Below are 23581 nucleotides of genomic sequence, written 5' to 3' on the forward strand. Positions count from 1 at the left end.
GCTCGCCTTCAGCGACACGACCCGATCGGCGGGGTTCAGCACGGTCGGCCTCGCCGGACCCTGCTCCACCGCCTTGAACGCCAGCCACGCATCACGCGTACCGGACGGTGCCTGGACGCCCAATCCACTGGTACCGACCCACACCACGTGCGGACTCGCGTACGTCGTGTGGTTCACGTCCCGCAGCCCGTTGGCGAACCCTTGAGCCGCCACCTCGGCCTGGAGGATTTCTCCTCCCAGTCTGCAGCCGGCGAGAACGAAGATCACCTCTTCGTCGTCCGCCACCCCAAGCTCCTGCCGGATCCCGGGCAGCATCGGCTTCACCATCGAGGCCAGATGCTCGCCCATGACCTGAGCGCTCCGGGAACCGTCACGTCCGGTCGATAGCTGAAGGCGGATGGACTCCGGATTTCCGTGCACCGAGAGGTACACGGTGGGCTTCTGCTCACCGTGAACGACCACCCAGGGCAGCCGATGCAATTCACCTGGTATGCCGCGGCCCTGGTCATCGACCAGACGGAACACCGACCCCCCGTCAGTGTGGAACGACGTCCAGAAATTTCCTTCGCGACGACGATCGTTTGCGGTCTCCGTGTCGAAGGAGAGGGCGACCGCGTGACCGGATGCGGTGCTGAACTTCTCGAAATCGAAGACGTCCAGCCCAGCCTGGCCGACGACCAGTCCCTCGTGACCGCGCCCCTTCTGCACACTGTTCGGCAGCGTCGGCGCATCGGTCCTGGAGGAACGGCCGAAAGGCCATCGGGTCAGGCCGCCGAAGCGTCGGCCCGATGACCCGTTCGCACGGACCGTGCCAGACGAGCCGGCATTGGCGGTGGAGCCCGGTTCGCGTCGTTCCTGAGGCAAGGGGTTGTCGTGCCGCACCGAGTCGTGGGCAGGCTCCGATGTCTCCGGGTGAGTCACCGGTCCGCCGCTCGTCGGGGGCGTGGTCGTCGCCGTCGCGGGCGGTGCCGGGGTGCCGTTCTCCTCCGTGGTGCTCTCCTGCGGAGGTTCCGGCTGGTGTGGCGCTGGTCCGGACCCCTGCTCGGCACCCGCCGTCTTCGTCAGCGCGTCGGACGGGAACACACCGAGTTCCACCAGGGCCGCGATGTGACTGTGCCGCTCCTGGTTCAGTCGCTGCAAGTCGGTCTCGGGCAGTTGGCGCCCATCCCGTTCTGCGCTGAGCAGGGCCAACTGGGCCCGGATCAGTCGGACTCCGTGGATGATCCGCTGCTGGTGGGGGCCGGTCTGGGGGGCGTGCCGCTCGAGCAGCTGGATCTGCCGCTCGATCACGCTGGGGGGAGTGCCGCCGGTGATCAGCGTGGGCAGGCGCCCGAGTAGTTTCCCCGTCGTGACGAAGACCGTGTGGGGTGACACCGCACCGTACTCGCCGGTGAGCAGGTACGCCGTCTCATACAGCATGGCGTTCCACGCGATCACTGTAGCCAGGCTTCCGCCGGTCGCGGAGCCGAGGCTGCTCGTGGGGATCGCCCACTGGAGGACCGGCGGAGCGGACACACTGATCCCTGGTGACGCCTCTGCAAGATCCGTCCGACTCTGGACGGACTCATTGACATACGGTGCGATCGTGGTCAGCAGTTCCTGAAGCTTGGCTCGCTCCTGCCCGGTCAAAGGTGCCGAGTCGGAGGTGTCGATCCGGCGCAGCCATTCCTCGAGATAGAGGGCACGCCAGCCGGAGGGCTCACTCCGGAGGGGCTCTGAAACCCACTTCTTGCCGAGCCTGTCGATGAACGCAAGCCGCTGGGCGACCGGGAAGGACAGCGCATTGGCGAGAAGCTTGTTCTCCCCCATGAACTGGCGGAGCACAGCAGCGCCCTGCCGCGCCGCTTCGGCGAGCAGTTCGTCGAACTTCTGACTGATCTCACCCGGGGTCCATACTCCCTCCGCGACCAGGTCCGGTGCGAACAGCAGCAGGAACTCCGATCGAGTGATCAGCCTCCAGACTATTGCGCCACTGCTGATCTGCTTGAAGAGAGACTCCGGATTCTCCCAGAGGGTCCTGCCCAGGTTCGCGCGCAGGGTCCGCAGCCGAAGCCCCAGCGCCTCTCGCTGCGAGGCCGACAGGTCTTGTGCGGTCGTCACCAGCCGTTCGGTCATGGCGATCCACCGCGCGAGGTCACGCGGATCCAGCAGACCGGCGTCGAGTACGGAGACCGGGTCGTCCTCCAGGCGGTCGAACAACCTCTCCGCGGCCTCCCGGCGCGCATCGGGCGCGGCACCCAGCAGCGTGGCCATGGCATCGGCCAGGTCGAGCACCCTCCGCTCCGACGGGGAGAGCGTAGGGGCCTTACGCCGTAGCTCGGCGGTGCGTCCCAAGACCGTCTGCGCGGGCACCGTGCGCCAGTCGACGGCATGGACCTGGCTCAGGATCCGAGCGATGCGTTCGGACCGCTGCTTCCGGGAGGCGAGGGTGTCCTTGCCGATCACCGACCGGTCGGACTGGAGCCTGTCGAGTTGCCTCTTGAGATGCACGAGGCCCTGGTGGGCCTCGTCGGAAAGAGAGTTCGCGTAGTCACTCAGCCGCTGGTACTCCCGCCAGTAATCCTCAAGGAAGCGGTCCATCTGCTGAGTGGTGATCAGCTTACGCTGGAGCATCATCATACTGCCGAAGGCGACAGTGATGTTCGTGTCCAGAGATGCGAACAGGTGCTTGAAATCGGCTGGGTTGCTGAGGGCACCCGGAGGCACCGTCAGGTGGCGGATGTGCCAGATCATGCCGATGACCACAGGGGAGATCTTCTGCACGGTCTGGTCAGCGGCGTCCCGCCCGACCTTGGTGTCCGCGAGTGCGTACAGCGCGAACAGCGTCGCCGTAGTCCGCCGATGGGAAACCCACCCGGCTTCGTCCAGCAACGGTGCGGCGTTCAGGACCGCCTTCAGGTCCCGCGTCAGGTCCTTCGAGGAGTAGGAGACACCGCCCTCAAGGGATTCGTCCAGGCTCATGTCAGCCCGCAGGAACTTCAGAGCCGCCTGGTGCAGGGGACCGCTTCCGCTCGCGTTGAGGGCTTTCTCCAGCTCGACGACACGGCGTTTGAAAGCTGCCCACGACAACTGGCCGCTGTAAACGAGGGTGTGTCCGGCGTCGAGGAGGATCTTCGCCCGCTCCTCGACCATGCCAGGAGACCACTTGGGCGTCTTGCGGCCCCGTCCCCCGCCCAGATGCGTGACCACCGCAAGGTCACTCTCCAGCAGCTTCGCCCGGGCTTCGAAGAGCGGAATCCGCTCCTGGTCCAGTTCCAACGTGTCATCGAGCCGTTCGAAGTCGCTCCGGCCACGCTCGGCCAGCAGCTTGAGCTGCTGCCGGTCGGTGACTCCGTCGCCGTCCCACACATCGCGGAGCGCGGACTCGAGTCCGTCCACGACTTCTACCGCACTCAGCTCCGGCCCGTCCTGAACCTCCGGCACCTCCGCCGCGTCCACGACGGACTCGGGCACGGCGTTATGGGGTGCGGCAGGGTCGACCGCCACCGGCCGGGAAGTGGCCTGCGACTTCGTCGCCACGGGAGTCACCACACCCTGGCTCTCGTTCCGCTGCGCCGCGTCCCGGCGCTGCCGCGTGAGCACGCTCCACAGGTTCTCCGGGGCGCCGGGCTCCGGCTGCGGGTCCCGGTCAAGCGGGAAGAACGACGACACCTTGTTCACCGCGTTCAGATAACCGCCCAGCCAGTTGCCGTACCGGTCCTTGCCCTCCCACCAGCGGCCACCGGCACCTGTCGTGGTTTCGCGCAGGCCATCGTGCGACTGCGCGTAAGCCAGCGCATCCTGCGCCGACTGCTTCGCCTGCTGGTATGTCAGCGCGTCCGGGAAGAACGCGTTGTTGCGCTTGGGAAGGAACTGAACACCGCGCCCCTGCACGGGATGGACATCCGCCACATACCGGCCGTTGCCGGCAGGGGCCTCCTTGGACCACCGTCCGGGCACGTCCTCCAGACGGTACTTCCCGCCCAGCCGTCGGTCCCACAGATGCAGACCCCGCAGAGTCTGCCCGCCGACCGCGGAGTCGTAGTCCACATGTCCGTTGCGCACATGGTCGTACAGCCAGGGCGACGAAAGGAACTCGATCTCCTCACCGTCGTCGAAGACAAACGCAGGCTCGGCGCTCTGCTCGTCCGAGGTCATGGGTTGCTGGAAGGGCAGCTCGTGTCCGAAGTCCTCCACGATCTCCCAGGAACCATCCGTCCCGTCCGGCACCGAGACCAGCCAGCGGCCACCCTCGTCACCATCACGCACCGACCCCTGCTCATCCCGGACCTCAACCGACCCCTCATCGCCCAGGTGACGAACCGAGCCGTCCTCGAACAACCCCTCCTTCCCGAACGGAGCCGTCACCACCCGCCCGAACCGCGCCGACAAAACCTCGACGTCCACGCCCGCATAACACGAGACCAGCAACAGATCCCGGCCACCACTCTCCCGCCAGGCAGCCGAGCTGGTGATCACCTCATGCAGCTCATCCAGCGACCGGTACTCCAACCCGTTGCCCGTCGCCGCCTGCCAGAACCCCTTCGAACGATCCGCCGAACCCCGCACGAACACCGTCAGCGACTCACCACTGCCGGCCGACCCGAACCACTCCGCGTTCTGCAGATACCGCGCAGCAGCCCGCGCCTCCCCCTCACCCAGCAGCACCAGAGCATCCGAATGCTCCGACACCTGCACCGAACCCCACGAGAACTCCCGCACCTCCTGCGACCAACCCGCAACGATCTCACCGCCGGCCTCCGGCCCGGAGGTCGTGGAGATGGACTGAGGAACCTCGGATTGCTGCGCAGAAGCAAAGTGGCCGGCGTTCCCGGTCACCGTCAGCGCGTCAGACGGGAGCACGCCGAGTTCCACCAGGGCCGCGATGTGGCGGCGCCTCTCCTCGTGCAGCACCCGCAGTTCCGCGCCGGACAGCAAGCCCCCGTCGCGTTCCTCGGTGAGCAGGACGAACTGGGCCCGGATCAGTCGGACTCCGTGCAGTATCCGCTCCCGCTGGAGGCCGGTCTGGGGCGCGTGCTGTTCGAGCAGCTGGATCTGCCGATCGATCAGGTTGACGGGAGTGCTACCCCTGATCAAGTCGGGCAGACGCTTGAGCAGGTTCCCCGTCAGGGCGAGGACCATGTTCGGTGGCACCGCACCGTACTCGCCGGTGAGCAGGTGCCCCGTCTCATACAGCAGGGCGTTCCACGCTTCCAACGTCTCCAGGCTTCCGCCGGTCGCGGAAGCGAGGCTGCTCGTGGGGATTTCCCACTGGACGACCGTCGGAGCGGGCAGGTTGGTCCCTGGTGACGCCTCTGTGAGGTCCTGACGGAACAGGACGGACATACCGACATACGGTGCGATCGTGGTGAGCAGTTCCTGGAGCTTGGCTCGCTCCTGCCCACTCAAGGGTGCCGAGCCGGAGGTGCCGATCCGGCGCAGCCATTCCTCGAGATAGAGGGCACGCCAGCCGGCGCGCTCATTCCGGAAGGGCTCTGAAACCCACTTCTGGCCAAGCCTGTCGATGAACGCAAGCCGCTGGGCGACCGGGAAGGACAGCGCATTGGCAAGGAGCTTGTACTCTCCGATGATCTTGCGGAGCGTAGGAGAGTTGTACCGCGCCACTTCGGCGAGCACTTCGTCGAACTTCTGGCTGATCTCGCCCGGGGTCCATGTTCCCGTCGCGAGCAGGTCAGGCACGAACAGCAGCACGAACTCTGTTCGAGAGATGATCCTCCAGAGAATCTCGTCCTTGGCGATCTGCTTGAGGAGAGACGCCGGATTCTCCCAGAGGGTCCTGGCCAGGTTCGCGCGAACGGTCTGCTGCCGAAGCCCCAGCGCCTCTCGCTGCGAGGCCGACAGGTCTTGTGCGGTGGTCAGCAGCCGTTCGGTCATGGCGATCCACTGCGCGAGGTCACGCGGATCCAGCAGACCGGAGTCGAGTGCGGAGACCGCGTCGTTCTCCAGGCGGTCGAACAACCACTCCGCGGCTCCCCGGCGCGCGTCGGGCGCGGCACCGAGCAGCGTGGCCATGGCATCGGCCAGGTCGAGCACGCTCCGCTCCGCCGCGGAGAGCGCGGGGACCTTCTGCCGTAGCTCCGCGGTTCGCCCCAGGACCCTCTGCGCGGGCACCTTGCTCCAGTTGACGGCGGGAACCTGGTCCAGGATCCGGGCGATGCGCTTGGACCGCTGCTTCCTGGAAGCGAGGGTGTTGCCGATCAACGACCGGTCGGACTGGAGTGTCTCGAGGTCTTTCTTGAGCGGGACGAGGACGGACTCGCGGGCGACGTCGGAGGAGGAAGCCGCGTAGTCGCTCAGCCGCTGGTACTCCTGCCAGTACTCCTCCAGGAAGCGGTCCACCTGCTGAAGGGTGATCAGCTCGTGCTGGAGCCCCACCATGTTGCCGAAGGACTCGGTCACGCTCGACTGCAGAGCGGGGAACAGGTTGTCGAAGTCGCCTGGGTTGCCGAGGGCACCCGGTGGCACCGTGAGGTGGCGCTGGTCCCAGATCTTGGCCCGCAACGCGGCGGCGATCTTCTGGACAGCCTGGTCAGCGGCTTCCCGCCCGGCCTTGGCGTCCGCGAGTACGTAGAGCGAGAACAGCGTCGTCGTAGGTCGCTGCCAGGGAATCCACTCGGCGGCGTCCAGCAACGGGGCGGCTTCCAGGACCGCCTTCAGGTCCCGCGTCAGGCTCCGCGAGGAGTAGGAGGCATCGTTCGCAAGATATTCGGCCACGCTCAGGTCAGCCCGCAGGAACTTCAGAGCCGCCTCGTGCAGGGGACCGCTTCCGCTCGCGCCAAGGGCGTTCTGTAGCTCGACGACACGGCGTTTGAAGCCGCTCAACGGCAACTGGCCGCTGTAAACGAGGGTGTGTCCGGCGTCGAGGAGGATCTTCGCCCGCTCCTCGACCATGCCAGGAGACCACTTGGGCGTCTTGCGGCCCCGTCCCCCGCCCAGATGCGTGACCACCGCAAGGTCACTCTCCAGCAGCTTCGCCCGGGCTTCGAAGCGCGGAATCCGCTCCTGGTTCAGTTCCAAGGTGTCATCGAGCCGATCAAAGTCCCTCCGGCCACGCTCGGCCAGCAGCTTGAGCTGCTGCCGGTCGGTGACTCCGACGCCGTCCCACACATCGCGGAGCGCGGACTCGAGTCCGTCCAGGACCTGCGCCGCACTCAGCTCCGGCCCGCCTTGAACCTCCGGCACCTCCGCCGCGTCCACGACGGACTCGGGCACGGCGTTTTGGGTTGCGGCAGGGTCGACGACCTCAGAGTGGGAGGTGGCCTGCGACTCCGGTGTCGTGGAACTCGCCACGCTCTGGGTCTCGTTCCGGCGCGCTGCGTCCCGGCGCTGCTCTGTGAGCACCGTCCAGAGGTTCTCCGGGGCACCGGGCTCCGGCTGCGGGTCCCGGTCGAGCGGGAAGAACGACGACACCTTGTTCACCGCGTTCAGATAACCGCCCAGCCAGTTGCCGTACCGGTCCTTGCCCTCCCACCAGCGGCCGGTTCCCGTGCGGGCCGGATGGATGCTGTCGTGGAGCTGCGCATGCGCCAGCGCGTCCCGGGCCGACTCCTTGGCCCGCTCGTAGCTCAGCGCGTCCGGGAAGAAGGTGTTGTTCCGCTTGGGAAGGAACTGAACGCCACCCCCCTTCACGGGATGGACATCCGCCACATACCGGCCGTTGCCGGCAGGGGCCTCCTTGGACCACCGTCCCGGCACGTCCACCAGACGGTACTTCCCGTCCAGCCGGCGGTCCCACATGTGCAGACCCCGCAGAGTCTGCCCGCCGCCTTCGGCGTTGTCCACGTGGCCGTTGCGCACATGGTCATACAGCCAGGGTGACGAAAGGAACTCGATCTCGTCGCCGTCGAAGACGAGCACCGGCCCGGCGCTCTCCTCGTCCGAGGTCGTGGGTTGCTGGAAGGGCAGCTCGTGTCCGAAGTCCTCCACGATCTCCCAGGAACCGTCCGTACCCTCCGGCAACGAGACCAGCCAGCGGCCGCCCTCGTCACCATCACGCACCGACCCCTGCTCATCCCGGACCTCAACCGACCCCTCATCGCCCAGGTGACGAACCGAGCCGTCCTCGAACAACCCCTCCTTCCCGAACGGAGCCGTCACGATCCGGCCGAACCGCGCCGACAAAACCTCGACGTCCACGCCCGCGTAGCACGAGACCAGCAACAGATCCCGGCCACCACTCTCCCGCCAGGCAGCCGAGCTGGTGATCACCTCATGCAGCTCATCCAGCGACCGGAACTCCACCCCGTTCTCCGTCGCCGCCTGCCAGAACCCCCTCGAACGATCCGCCGAACCCCGCACAAAGACCGTCAGGGTCTGACCGCCGGCCGACCCGAACCACTCCGCATTCTGCAAATACCGCGCAGCAGCCCGCGCCTCCCCCTCACCCAGCAGCACCAGAGCATCCGAATGCTCCGACACCTGCACCGAACCCCACGAGAACTCCCGCACCTCCTGCGACCAACCCGCAACGATCTCGTCGAAATCCTCGGTCTCGGCTTCCGATTCGGTATCCGACTCTGTCGGAAGAACGCCGAGTTCGGTGAGCTCGTCGACGTGCTGTTGCCGGGCGTCGGTCAGCTGCTTCAACTGCTCTGCGGGCAGCTGGGTCCCGTCGCGGTCGGCAACGAGCAGATCCAACTGGGCACGGATCAGCCCCAGTCCGTGGGTCACCTGCTGCTCGTAGGGGCCGGCGTGCTGCACGTTCTGTTGGAGCAGATCGATCTGCCGTTCCAGCAGGCTGCGAGGCGTGCTTCCGGCCACCAGCAGCGGCAGCTTCTTGAGCAGCGATCCCGTCAGCTCGGCGAGCAGCCTGGGCGGCAGGCCGCCGTACTCGCCCGTGAGCACTGCGCTCGCTTCATGCATCAGACCGCTACGAGCTTTCGCCAGATCCACGCGGTCGTAGTCGGTGGGGACGCCGTCCGAAAGCTCCTCCCAGTAGACCGTGGGGGACGTCTCCACATCCAGCCCCGGAGACGCCTCCTGGAGGTTGGGCCGGGTGCCCACGGACTGGCTCACCGACGGTGCGAGCGCGATCTGCAGGTCCTGAAGCCCGGTCAGTTCCTTCTGGCTCAGTGCCGACGCCTCGTCGGACTCTTCGATGCGCCGCAGCCACTCCTCGAGATGGAGCGGACGCCAGTCCGTGGGCTGGTCCCAGAAGTGATCATTTGCCCACTGCAGTCCCAGCCGCTCGAGGAATGCAAGTTTCTGTCGGGCCGGGAAGGACAGCGCATTGGCCAGAAGCTTGCTTTCCTGGATCTTCTTGCGAAGGATCGGGGCGTTGTATCGCGCCGCTTCGCCGAGCAGTGTGTCGAACTTCTGGCTGATCTCACTCGAGGTCCACACCCCGGAGGTGATGAGATCAGGCGCGAACAGCAGCAGGAACTCCGCGCGGCCCTGCAGTTTGTGTCCTGTGTGCAGCTGGCTGGTCTTGGCGTGCTTAGACAGCAGCCCGGGGTTCTCCCAGATGGCCCTGCCCAGGTTTGCGCGCACGGTCGCCAGGCGGAGGCTGAACGCCGCACGCTCCGAGTCGGACAGACCCGTGGCGCTCGTCATCAGCCGTTCGGTCGTGGCAAGCCAGTGGACCAGGTCCCGCGGATCCAGCAGACCCGCCTCGAGCACGACGACCGCGGAGTTCTCGAACTCGTCGAGGAGGCTTCCTATCGCATCCCGTCGGCCGTTCGGGGCGGCACCGAGCAGGGTGGCCTTCGCGTCCGCCAGATCGAGAATCCGTTGCTCGGTCTGGGACGGCGCGGCCATGCGGCGCAGCTGCGCCGTGCGCCCCAGTACCGTCTGTGCCGGGACCGTGTGCCAGTCGATGTCGCGGACCTTGTCCACGATCCATTCGATGCGCTCACGGCGCCCCTTCTGGCGGGCGACGCCATGGCTGTCGCTCATGGACCGGTCGGATCTCACAAGCTTGAGCTGTGACCCGAGCTGTTCGACGGTCGTCAGAGTGTGCTGGTCCTTCGTCGCCTGGGCGAAATTCGTCAGGTGCTGGTGCTCGTGCGAGATCTCCTCCAGAAAGCGGTCCAGCTTCTGCGGGGACAGCAGCCCGCCGTGCAGCATCCGCATGGCGATCCTCAGGGCGACATTCGAGATCGTCGACACCTTCTGGTACCGCTGCTGGAAGTCGATCCAGGTCCTGATCGCGCCTCTTGCACGTCCTGCCCAGGCCATGTCGTGGACGACTACGCCGAGCGTCTTCGCAGCCCGGTCCGCGCTGTCCGTTCCGGTCTTGGTCACCGACAGCTCATACAGCAGGTACAGCTTCTCCAGAAGCCGGTCGTAGGGAACCCACTCGCCGCCGTACAGCTGCGCGACGGAGTCCTCCAGCGACTTCAGGTCCCGCGCGAGGTCACCGGAGGTGTAGTTCGCATCGTCGTCCCATGCGTCGACCATGCGCGCATCGGTCCGCAGCACCTTCAGGGCAGCCTCGTGCAAGGGACCGCTCTTGACCGTCTTGGGCGCGTTCTCCAGTTCCAGCACGCGTCCCTTGAACCCCGCCTTGGACAGCTGGCCGCTGTACACCAGCGCATGGCCGGCGTCCAGCAGGACCTTCGCCCGTTCCTCGACCATGCCGGCGGGCCACTTGGCCGCCTTCTTCCCCTTGGCCCCGCCCAGGAACGCGACGACCAGGGCATCGCTCTCCAGCAGCCTGGCCCACACCTGGAAGGCATCAGGCAGTTCGTCAGCCGTTTCCATCGCCTGGTCGAGCTGATCGATCTGCTGCGAGGCTTGCTCGCCCAGGTCCCGGAGGACCTGCCGATCAGAGATCTTCTGGCCCTCCCACACCCGCCCGAGCAGCGCCTTCACATCGTCCAGCTGCCCCGCCACGTCCTTGGCCGGCGGGCCCTGCACCACGGGCGCCTCCGGCACGTTCACCTGGGGCCCGTGCAGGGTGGCCCCGGACACGTCGGAGTCAGCGACGACGGTCTCGGACGAGGTTTGCGTGTCCGACCTCTCAGACGTCACCACGCTCTGGCTCGCGTTCCGCTGCGCCGCGTCCCGCCGCTGCTGCGTGAGCACCGTCCACAGGTTCTCCGGGGCGCCGGGCTCCGGCTCAGGATCACGGTCGACTGGGAAGAACGACGACACCTTGTTCGCCGCGTTGAGGAAACCGCCCAGCCAGTTGCCGTACCGGTCCTTGCCCTCCCACCGGACGCCACCGACACCTGTCGTGGTCTCATGCAGACCATCGTGCAACTGCGCATAGGCCAGCGCGTCCTGCGCCGACTGCTTCGCCTGCTGGTAACTCAGCCCTTCAGGGAAGAACAGGTTCACCGGCTTGGGCTGGAACCGCACCCGCGCACCCTCGGCAGGATGGACATTCGCTACGAACCGGCCGTTGGCCGCAGGATTCTCCTTCGACCACCGCCCCTCCACACTCTGCAGCCGGTAACGGTTCGCCAGCTCGCGACGCCAGATGTGCAGGCCCCGGAGCGTCTTGCCGCCCGCCTCGTGGTCGTAGTCCACATGCCCGTTGCGGACATGGTCGTTCAGCCAGACCGACGACCGGAACTCGATCTCGTCGTCGAAGGCGAGTACGGCACCGGACGCGTCCGCTCCCTGCTGGAAGGGCAGCTCGTTTCCGAAGTCCTCGACGATCTCCCAGGAACCGTCCGTCCCGTCCGGCACCGAGACCAGCCAGCGGCCACCCTCGTCACCATCACGCACCGACCCCTGCGCATCCCGGACCTCAACCGACCCCTCATCGCCCAGGTGACGAACCGAGCCGTCCTCGAACAACCCCTCCTTCCCGAACGGAGCCGTCACCACCCGCCCGAACCGCGCCGACAACACCTCGACGTCCACGCCCGCATAACACGAGACCAGCAACAGATCCCGGCCACCACTCTCCCGCCAGGCAGCCGAGCTGGTGATCACCTCATGCAGCTCATCCAGCGACCGGTACTCCAACCCGTTGCCCGTCGCCGCCTGCCAGAACCCCTTCGAACGATCCGCCGAACCCCGCACGAACACCGTCAGCGACTCACCACTGCCGGCCGACCCGAACCACTCCGCGTTCTGCAGATACCGCGCAGCAGCCCGCGCCTCCCCCTCACCCAGCAGCACCAGAGCATCCGAATGCTCCGACACCTGCACCGAACCCCACGAGAACTCCCGCACCTCCTGCGACCAACCCGCAACGATCTCACCGCCGGCCCCGGTCCCGGTCCCGGCATCCGATGCGCTCCCCGGTCCGACCTGCGACGGCCCGTCGAAGACCAACGGCGGGCGCCCGTCCAGGCCCTTCAGCCCGGAGGTCGTGGAGACGGACTGAGAAGCCTCGGACTCCTGCGCAGAGGCAACGTGGCCGGCGTTCCCGGTCCCCGTCAGCGCGTCGGACGGCAGGACTCCGAGCTCGACCAGCGCGGCGATGTGACTGTGCCGCTCCTGGTTCAGTCGCTGCAAGTCGGTCTCGGGCAGCTGGCGCCCGTCCCGTTCTGCGCTGAGCAGGTCCAGCTGGGCCCGGATCAGTCCCGCTCCGTGGAGGATCCGCTGCTGCTGGGGGCCGGTCTGGGGTGCGTGCCGCTCGAGCAGCTCGATCTGCCGCTCGATCAGGCTGCGGGGGGTGTTGCCGGTGATGAGGTCGGGCAGACGTCTGAGCAGGTTCCCCGTCATGACGAGGACCGTGTTGGGCGGCACCGCACCGTACTCGCCGGTGAGCAGGTGCGCCGTCTCATACAGCAGGGTGTTCCATGCGTTCAACGTCTCCAGGCTTCCGCCGGTCCCGGAGTCGAGGCTGCTCGTGGGGATCTCCCAGGGGACGATCGGCCGAGGAGACCGGTTGATCCCTGGTGACGCCTCTACGAGGTCCAGCCGGCTCTGGACGGAGCTAGTGACCGACGGCGCGAGCGTGGTCAGCAGTTCCTGAAGCTTGGCACGCTCCTGCCCGGTCAAAGGTGCCGAGCCGGGGGGGTCGATCCGGCGCAGCCATTCCTCGAGGTAGAGGGCACGCCAGCCGGCGGTCCCGTCCCAGAAGTGGTCCACGACCCACTGAAGGCCGAGTTTCTCGATGAACGCCAGCCGCTGGGCGACCGGGAAGGACAGCGCATTGGCAAGGAGCTTGTTCTCTCCGACGAACCTGCGGAGCGAAGGGGCGTCGTACTGTGCCGCTTCGGCGAGCAGTTCGTCGAACTTCTGGCTGATCTCGCCCGGGGTCCATACTCCCGTCTCGACGAGGTCCGGCGCGAACAGCAGCAGGAACTCCGACCGCGCGATCACCTTCCAGGCCGTGCCGTCCCCACTGAGCTGCCTGTGGAGTGACTCCGGATTCTCCCAGAGGGTCCTGCCCAGGTTCGCGCGCAGGGTCCGCAGCCGAAGCCCCAGCGCCTCTCGCTGCGAGGCCGACAGGTCTTGTGCGGTCGTCACCAGCCGCTCGGTCGTGGCGAGCCACTGCGCGAGGTCACGCGGATCGAGCAGACCGGCGTCGAGTACGGAGACCGCGTCGTTCTCCAGGCGGTCGAGCAAACTCTCCGCGGCTTCCCGGCGCGCGTCGGGCGCGGCACCGAGCAGCGTGGCTTTGGCGTCGGCCAGGTCGAGCGCCTTCAGCTCCGACGGGGAGAGCGTGGGGGCCTTGCGCCGTAGCTCTGCGGTGCGTCCCAAGACCGTCTGTGCGGGCACCTTGTGCCAGTCGACGGTATGGATCAGGTCCAGGATCCGATCGATGCGTTCGGACCGCTGGGATCCGGAGGCGAAGGCGTCCTTGCCGGTCACCGACCGGTCGGAGCGGAGCGTATCGAGTTGCCTCTTGACCTGGACGAGGACGCCCTGTCGGGCCTTGTCGGAGGAGGAGTTCGCGTAGTCGCTCAGCCGCTGGTACTCCTGCTGGTACTCCTCCAGCAACCGGTCGATGTGCTTGGGGTTGATCAGGTTTCGCTGGAGCATCACCATGGCGCCGGAGGCGAGGAGCATGCTCGACTGCAGAGAGGTGAACAGTCCGTCGAAGTCAACCGGGTTGCCGAGGGCACCTGGTGACACTTTCAGATGGCGGCTGTCCCAGTTCGTACCGACGACCGCGATGGCGAGCTTCTGGACGGCCTGGTCGGCGGCTTCCCGCCCGACCTTGGCGTCCGCCAGTTGGTATAGCGCGAACAGCTCCGTCGTGATCCGCCGACGGGAAAGCCACCCGGCTGCGTCCAGCAACGGTGCGGTGTCCCGGACCGCCTTCAGGTCCCGCGTCAGGTCCTTCGAGGAGTAGGTGGCACCGTCCTCAAGAGCTTCGGCCATACTCAGGCCGGCCCGCAGGAACTTCAGAGCCGCCTGCTGCAGGGGACCGCTTCCGCTCGCGTCAAGGGCGTTCTGCAGCTCGACGACGCGGCGTTTGAAAGCGGCTGGCGGCAGCTGGCCGCGGCGCACCAGGGTGTGTCCGGCGTCCAGGAGGACCTTCGCCCGCTCCTCGGCCATGCCAGGAGACCACTTGGGCGCCTCGTGGCCCTGTGGTCCGCCCAGATGCGTGACCACCGCGAGGTCACTCTTCAGCAGCTTCGACCGGGCTTCGAAGTCCGGTATCTGCTCATGGTCCAGTTCCAGCGTGTCATCGAGCCGTTCGAAGTCCGTACGACCGCGCTCGGCCAGCAGCACGAGCTGCTGCGGGTCGGTGACTCCGTCGCCGTCCCACACATCGCGGAGCGCGGACTCAAGTCCATCCAGGACCTGTGACGAGAGGAGCTCGGCCTCGTCGCCGTCGGAGCCGAGCGTCGGCCCGGCGGTCTGCTCGTCCGGGGTGGTGGGTCGCTGGAAGGGCAGCTCGTGGCCGAAGTCCTCGACGATCTCCCAGGGACCGCCCACTCCCTCGGGCACCGAGACCAGCCAGCGGCCACCCTCGTCACCATCGCGCACCGAGCCCTGCGCGTCCCGCTCCTGAATCGACCCGTCATCGTTCAGGTGACGGACCGTGCCGTCCTCGAACAGCCCCTCGCTTCCGAACGGTGCCGTCACCATGCGATCGAACTTCGCGGATATCTTCTGGACGTCCACACCCGCGCCAATGGAGACCACCAGCAGGTCCCGGCCGCCGCTCTGCTGCCAGGCGGCCGAACTCGTGATCACCTCGTGGAGCTCGTCCAGCGACCGGTGCTCCAACCCGGTGCCGTCGTGAGCCAGCCAGAACCCCTTCGAGCCGTCAGCCACGCCCCGCACGAACACCGTCAAGGTGCTTTCGCCGTCCGACTGCTGGACATCACGGAACCAACGCGCCTTGTACAAATACCGCGTTGCGGTCCGGGCATCCTGGGCACCCAGCAGCATAAGCGCCTGCGGGTGCTCCGAAACCTCCACCGAACCCCACGGGAACTCCCGCACCTCCTGCGTCCACCCCGGGACGATGGCGAAGGCACCGAGTTCGACCAGGTCGGCGATGTGTCGCTGCTGGTCGTCGCGCAGTCGCCGCAGTTCCTCCGACGGCAGCTGGGTCCCGTCGCGGTCGGCACTGAGCAGTTCCAGTTCAGCGCGGATCAAGCCGATTCCGTGTGTTACGTACTCCTCGAAAGGCCCGGCGTGCCGCACGTTCAGTTCGAGCAGGTCGATCTGTCGTTCGAGTACAACGCGTGCCGTCCGGCTGGCGACCATGCTGGGCAGCGACTTGAGCAGCGATCCGGTCAGGTCGGCGAGGAGTCTCGGCGTCACAGCGCCGTACTCGCCCGTGAGCAGCCTCCCCGCTCCGTGCATCATGTTTGCACGGGCAAACGCCACGTCCACACGGTCGACGGTGAATGAGTCGATGCCGCCCGAGGCACCTGTCCAGTTGAGCGGGTACGGACGCTGCTTATCGAGTCCCCGTGATGCCTCTTCGAGGCTCGGCCGCTGTCCTACGGCTGCGCCGGCTGCCTTCCCGACCTTGACCAGCAGATCCTGGAGCTTGCTCCGTTCGTCCCCGTCCAGCGACGACTCCCCGGATCCGGGCTCTTCGATACGGCGCAGCCACTCATCCAGGTAGAGCGGACGCCAGTCGGTCGTCTCGTCCCAGAAGGAATCCCACGCCCACTGCACTCCGACCTTCTCGAGGAACCTCAGTCTCGCTCCCGCCGGGAGCGAGAGCGCGCTCGCCAGGACCTTGCTCTCCTGAATCCTCTTACGGAGCACTGGCGCGTTGAACCTCGCCAGTTCACCGAGCAGCTCATCGAACTTCTGGCTGATCTCACCCGAGGTCCACACTCCGGCGGTGATGAGGTCAGATGCGAACAGAAGCAGGAACTCAGCACGTCCATGCAGTCTGTTCCCGTTGTGCAACCGACTGGTCGACGAGTACTTGAACAGCAGCTGCGGGTTCTCCCAGATCGCCCTGCCCAGGGTCGCGCGAAGGGTCGTCAGCCTGAGCCGGAAGCCCTCACGCTCCGAGTCGGACAGGTCTTTCGCGGTCGTAACCAGCCGCTCGGTCGTGGCGAGCCAGTGGACGATGTCCCGCGGATCAACCAAACCGGCCCTGAGCACCTCGACCGCGGAGTTCTCGAACGTGCCGAGAAGTGCCGTTACGGCATCCCGCCGGTTGTCGGGCGCGGCGCCGAGGAGTGCGGCCTTTGCGTCCGCCAGATCGAGCATCTGCTGCTCCACCTGGGACAGCCTGGCGACACGGCGCAGTTCCGCTGTGCGCCCCAGTACCGTCTGCGGCGGGACCGTGTGCCAGTCGATGTCACGGATCTTGTCCACGATCCAGTCGATCCGCTCAAGGCGCCCCTTCTGATGGGAAACGGACTGCCTGTCGTGCATGGCCCGGTCGGATCTCACGAGCTGCATCCGTCGCTTGTACCCCTCCACGGTCGTCGCGGAGTCCTCGTCCGACGTGAGTTTGGCGAAGCGGCCCAGCGACTCGAGGTCCTGCGATATCTCCTCCAGGTAGCGGTCGAGCTTCTCCGGAGCCAGCACGCTTCCGTGCAGCATGCGCACGCCGACCGTCAAGACGACGGCGGAGAACGTCGCCACATAGTTGAGCCGAAGGCTGAAGCCTCTCGGGCTCGTCACCGCGCCTCTGTCGCGGCGCTCCCAGGTCATAGCGTGAACAATCAGACCGATCCTCTGCACAGCCCGGTCCGCGGCCTCCTTGCTGGTCACGGTGGCGGCCAGCTCGTACAGGAGGTACAGCTTCTCCATGATCCGGTCGCGGGAAGCCCACCGGCCGCCGTGCAGCTGCGCGGCGGCATCCTCCATCGCCTTCAGGTCCCGCGTGAGATCTGCAGAGGAATACTTCGTCAGGTCCTCATATGCGTCGACCATGCGCATATCGGTCTGCAGCATCTTCACAGCAGCCTTGTGCAGGGGGCCGCCCCTGCCTGAATTGACGGCCTTCTCCAGCTCAACCACGCGGCGCTTGAACGCCGTCGTGGACAATCGCCCGCTATACACCAATGCGTGGCCCGCGTCCAGCAGGACCTTCGCCCGCTCCTCGACCATGCCAGGAGACCACTTGGCCGCCTTGCGGCCCCTCGCGTTCCCCAGGAACGTGACCACCGTGGCATCGCTCTCCAGCAGCCTGGCCCACAGCTCGAAGTCGTCGGGCAGTTCGCCGGCTGTTTCCAGCGCGGGCTCGAGCCGTTCGAAGTCCTGCCATGCCTGATCGCCCAGAGCCTTGAGGATCTGCCGGTCGGAGATCCTCTCGCCCTCCCACACCTGGCCGAGCCGCGCCTTGACCTCGTCCAGGAGCTCCGTCACGTCCTGCGTCGGCGCGTCGAGGACCTCCGGGCTCTCCGGTGCCTCCGCCGCGTCCACGACGGACTCGGACACGACATTGCGGGGTGCGGCGGGGGCGGCGGCCACCGGCCGGGAAGTGGCCTGCGATTCCGTCGCCACAGGAGTCACGCCCTGGTTGACGTTCCGCTGCGCCGCGTCCCGGCGCTGCCGCGTGACCGCGGTCCACAGGTTCTCCGGAGCGCCGGGCTCCGGCTCAGGATCACGGTCGACCGGGAAGAACGACGACACCTTGTTCGCCGCGTTGAGGAAACCGCCCAGCCAGTTGCCGTACCGGTCCTTGCCCTCCCACCGGAGACCGCCGGCGCCTGTCGTGGTTTCGCGCAGGCCACCGTGCGACTGCGCGTAAGCCAGCGCATCCTGCGCCGACTGCTTCGCCTGCTGGTACGTCAGCCCTTCAGGGAAGAAGACATTCTCCGCCTTGGGCTGGAACCGCACACGCGCCCCCTCGGCAGGATGGACATTCGCCACGAACCGGCCATTGGCCGCAGGGTTCTCCTTCGACCACCGCCCTTCCACACTCTCCAGCTCATAGCGATCCGCCAGATTGCGGCGCCAGATGTGCAGGCCACGGAGCGTCTTACCGCCCGCCTCGTGGTCGTAGTCCACATGTCCGTTGCGGACGTGGTCGTTCAGCCAGATCGACGAACGGAACTCGATCTCGTCGTCGAAGGCGAGTACGGCACCGAGCGCGTCGGTTCCCTGCTGGAAAGGCAGCTCGTTTCCGAAGTCCTCGACGATCTCCCAGGAACCCTCCGTCCCCTCCGGCACCGAGACCAGCCAGCGGCCACCCTCGTCACCATCGCGCACCGACCCCTGCGCATCCCGCACCTGAACCGACCCGTCATCGTCCAGGTGACGAACCGTGCCGTCCTCGAACAACCCCTCCTTCCCGAACGGAGCCGTCACCACCCGGCCGAGCCTCGCCGACAACACCTCCACATCCACACCCGCGTAACACGAGACCAGCAACAGATCCCGGCCACCACTCTGCCGCCACGCCGCCGAACTCGTGATCACCTCATGCAGCTCGTCAAGCGACCGATACTCCAACCCCTCGTCCGTGGCCGCCTGCCAGAACCCCTTCGAACGATCCGCCGAACCCCGCACGAACACCGTCAAGATGCCGCCGCTCGCCCCCGGACCCGCCGTGAACCACTCGGCATTCTGCAGATAGCTTGCAGCCGTCCGCGCGTCCCCCTCACCCAGCAGCACCAACGCTTCCGGGTGCTCCGACACCTGCACCGAACCCCACGAAAACTCCCGCACCCCCTGCGACCAGCCCACGACAATCCCACCGCCGGCCTCGCTCTCCGGCCCGGCCTCCGTTCCGACCTGCGACGGCCCGTCGAAAACCAACGGCGGGCGCTCGGCCGGCTCAACCTGCACCCCTTCTTCGAAGATCGTGGAAATGGGCCGAGGCTGGACCACGGATTCCCGCGGAGCAGGGATCCCCGAACCAGTCATCGGCTGGGACGGGTTACGCGTCGTCCGCCGCTGACGTGTGCGCGCGAGTACGAGGTCCTGGCTGGTGACCGGGCGTCCGGACGTCTTGGCAGCGGCGACCAGGTCCACCAGGCCGCGGCGCTGGCCGGCGGTCACCTCCGTGTGGTCGGGCAGCCCGAGCACACGGCGTACCAGCGGATCGAGATGCTCGGGGCGCAGCGTCCCGGAGTGACCGAACTCGCGCCGCAGCACGTCCGCGAGCCGGCGGATACTGGTCAGCCGAGCCGTGTCGAGCTCTGCCTCATGCCCGTCCAGATGACGGAACACGCTGACGATGTCACGCATCAGCGCTGTCTCATCGGGTCGCACCGGCGTTACCTTGCCGCGTGCCTTGCCCAGCAGCCCGTCCTCGCGGTGCAGACCCGTCGTGCGCGCCAGTTCGTCAAGCTCGTCCGATGTCAGGTCGACGCGATCCGCCGGGTCGCCCGTCATATGGGCCTGGACCTGAATGCGGGACGTCAGTGTCTCGTTGGCCTCGTTCTGCAACTGTTCGAGCGCCCAGGAGCCGAGCCCGCTGGTGTCGCCCACGGCCTCCGGCAGGCGCAGGAGGTGTTCCACCGACAGCGGGATGTCGGCCGCTGTGATCACAGGGACGTCCTGCGGGCCGTCCTTCTGCTTTTCGGCCAGTTGAGTCGAGAGCTGTTCGCGGACCAACGCCTTGAAGGTGTCTTCCCGTTCAGAGGAGTGCTGGACCTCTTCGGGGAGGGACTCGATCTTGACACGCAGGATGGGCAGCGGCAGGCCTTGTCGGGCCTGCCACAGGGCCGACCTGACCGTAGTTCCGAGCAGCCGGTTGAGTTGCTGTGTCTCATGGCTGCCGGGGACCATCGCACCGAGGCTGAGCGGCAGGTCGATCTGCTTGTCACCGTGGTCGCTGATCACCACCATCCCAAGCGGGTTGGCGTATCCGAAGGTGACTTCGGGCGAGTCCAAGCTCGCCATTTTCTCGAAGAACGTCTCGCCGGACGCGGGACCATACATCGAGAAGCGCCAAAGGCCGCCGCCCGTGCCGAACTCATCCCCGATGATCGCAGTGAGGGAGCGGATCGCATCCCTGCGCCCAGCCGTGATCTCGCCCTGGAGGTGGCGTCGGAAGGTCCCGACGTCGTAGCTCCCGCCCATGGCCTTGTCCAGGACGGCGGTGAGGAATCCACCCGAGCGCCCCGCAGCGCTCTCCTCATCGGCGTAGCGCTGGAGAGTCAGGCTGTCGAGGGCCACTGTGTCCGAACGCGATGCCAACTCTTCCAGCTTCTGCTTGGCAGCCTGCATCCGGCGGAGATTCCTCGCGAAGGTCAGCCTCGCGTCGTCCTCCTGGAGCGTTCCGGAGGTAAGCGCCTCGTCCAGCTTCTGCTCGATCTGCGAGAGCCGCGTGGAGTAGTACTCGATGTTCTTGTCCAGAGCCGACTCGAGAGGGCGACGCGACAGCTCGCGCACTTGAGTGTTCTCGACGACGATCTGATGCTGGCCGTCATGACTCTCCAGTACCACTGATCCGAAGTGGTAGCCGGACCCTGAGCCGGTTCCGTTCGGGTGGCTGAAATCCTTGGAGAAGTCGCGATACCTCGTTGCCGCATCGACCGCATACGCGATGGACTGAACGAGATAGCCCTCACCGACCTGCGCCAGAGCATATTCGTTGACTCCGACCTTTTCACTCAGGTCAGCCAAGGTCTTACGCCTCTGCCGGTTTTTCGAACTATGCCGGTTGAGCACCCCTCCGTAATCGCGACCTGGCGTCGGCCAGCTGAGCTCGTCCCTGGACTTCTCCCATCGGATCGTCTCTGCGAGTGCCCAGTCAACGGTGACACTTCCGGACCGGCGCGGATTCTTCACGACCTTCACCAGACCATCGGCCAGGTAATGCGTGCCGGCGACCTCCACGTTGCCCGACGCGTTGATTTTCACCGTGCCGGACTGCATGCTGCCTCCCCGGTCAGGAGGTCGCGCATCGTAGATCACTGCATGCGTGAAAGTACCCCCCTGCACTTGCTGCGCGAAGTCACGGCAGACGTCGGACGGATCTTTCTCGAACTCCGCCGACACGCGGAAAAGACGCCTGGACTCACCTTCTTGCTCGAATTCTATGAAGGTTTTATCGTCCATGAACAGGTCCAATGCACTGCCGACCTGATAAAGACGTTGCTGCGCACGGTTGAACGACTGCGGGGTGGTGTAGAAGTCCTTGACTCGGCCGTTCGACTTGATCGCGAGTGTACCGTCAGTCGAAATCTGAATTTCTGGGTGCTCCTCCAGCACAACCGGACGGACCGCCCGGAATCGGGGGAAGGAGTTGAGGTCGTCCGGGCCCTCCATCTCGATGTTCTTGGCCTCGAAGCGAGTAGCGAACGGCCCGTGCCGCAAGCGGTCCTTCGCGGAGGCGTTCTCCAGGGATGCGCGGTTCGGCGCGGTCAAGGCGTAGTCGCGGGTCTTTCGTGGCGGGCGTGCCTCGTCACGCCTCGGAACACGACGGCTGGTGGGCGGCGTGGGAGCCGGCCCCGACGTGTCAGTCGTGGCCGATCCCGACGGCTGGTTCACTTCTGCCGTCTGCGTCCGGGAGTCTTCCTGCGTCCGGAGTGCTGGCTCCGTTGCCTCGTCGTGCGCTTCGTCGGCGCCTTCGAGCGAGTGGTCGTGCTCCGATGTCAGCTGAGCGGACGACTCGGGAAGATCGCCAAGGGACGAACCCGACGCGTTGCTCCAGATGACGGAAAGCCGGTCATCAGGGTTCCAATCCGGAAGTTCTTCGGCCTTCTCGGCAAAGGCCGAGTCCTTGCGCAGCGGCTGGCTCGGGCGCGTGAACGGCGCGTCGTCGACGGCCTCCAACTCGTCATCGACGGACTGCACCTCGTCGGAAGTCTGCGGCTCCGGTGACTGGGGTGCGCTGTAGTAGACCGACGCCTCGTCGTCACTGTCGCCCGAGAAGTGGAGGCCCTGCTGCGCGTCGTCGCCGGGCGGTGCCTGGAACGGCAGCGGCGAGACATCCGTGACCAGGTCCCAGGGCTCATCGGTGCCCGGCAGCGCCGTCAGCCACGACGACTCGCCGTCATCGACGACCAGGCCGTCCGGCGTCAGCGTCAGCACACCGTCATACGCCTGCACCATTCGGCCGAACATGTCGGCCAGTTCATTGATGGCGAGTCCCGCGTCGCAGAACACCAGTCGGACCGGCCGCTGCAGCATCCAACCCGGTTGGCCCTGCATGAACTTGACCAACTCGGATAGCGGCTGCTCGGACACGGAAGCGCCGTCGTACGCCAGCCACTTCTTCCCGCCGCTGCCCTTTACTCCGCGAACGAAGACGGTCAGATAGTCCTTGCTGCCACTGGCCCAGAGCGACTCGGCGCGGCTCAGGTACGTCACCGCCCGCCGGGCCTCCCCGTGTCCGAGCAGGATCAGGCCGAGGCCGGTTTCCGTGTTTTCCGCCCCTTGCCCGGAGGACAGCCTCCACTTGTAGGAGAACGGCTCAGTGGGGGCGAACTGGTGGATCACCTCGACGCGCTTGGCGGCGTCCAGGGGATGCAGCCAGCCAGCGTTGATCAGCTCAGGTGCCACTTCCTTCAGAACAGCGGCATCCCCCACCGCCTGCTGGGCCGAGTACGGCGTGCCGCCTTCTCCAGCCATCCGCACATCAACATCAAGCAGCTTCAGACCGGCCGTCAGGACCCTGTCCGATTGAGCGTCGGCGCGGGCCTTGTCCACACCGAACAGGTGACGCACCCGCGAAGCCCATTTCCCAGCCGGCAGATGTCCTCCGCGCATCAGCTGGTAGCCCTCGCCGAGCAGAACCCGGGCGCGGTCCAGAGCCAGCGCCGAACTCAGCGCAGGGGCCTCGCCGGTCGTCGAAGTGTTGAGATGCTCGCTGATCCGCTGATCGCTGTCGGACAGCCTGGACCACAGCGGCGGGAGTTTGCGCCGTTCCACCGCCGCGACCAGCGGATTGTCCGACGTCAGCACCAGACCAGACATGTCCTTCGTCAACTTCGGGAAGAACGCGCTGATGAAGCCGTTCTCGGCAAAACCACCGATCAGGTTCCCGCTCGTCGAGTAGCCCGCCCAGCTGATGACATCATTGTCCCTGGGACGATCATCGATCCACCCTCTGGCCGCCGCGTCCCGGTACGCCTCCTGTGCCTCCTGCAAAGCCACGTCGTAGGTCAGACCCTCCGGGAAGAACTGACTCCGGCGCTTGAGCAACTGCCCGTCCAGGGAGTACACGGCCGCCAAGAACACACCGTTCGGCGCGGGATTCTGCCGAGTCGGCTCTCCGGGGATGTCCTCCAGCCGGAACTTCTTCGCCTGCTCCTCACCCCACAGATGCAGGCCGGAGAGAACCTGTGCGACCTGACCGTTGGCCTGCAGAGTCCGCTTGATCCGACCCGCGCGCACGTGACTGGCG

General features: G+C 66.5%; 1 protein-coding gene (cut by a window edge). It reads right to left on the reverse strand.

The window, feature by feature from the left end:
- Positions 1–23581, reverse strand: part of the annotated coding region (locus FB157_RS20455; protein ID WP_145881770.1) for an EndoU domain-containing protein (this coding region is incomplete at its 3' end). 19511 nt of the annotated region lie beyond the right edge of the window; 23581 of its 43092 annotated nt are in view.

The organism is Streptomyces sp. BK340 (assembly GCF_007827595.1).
Lineage (GTDB): Bacteria > Actinomycetota > Actinomycetes > Streptomycetales > Streptomycetaceae > Streptomyces.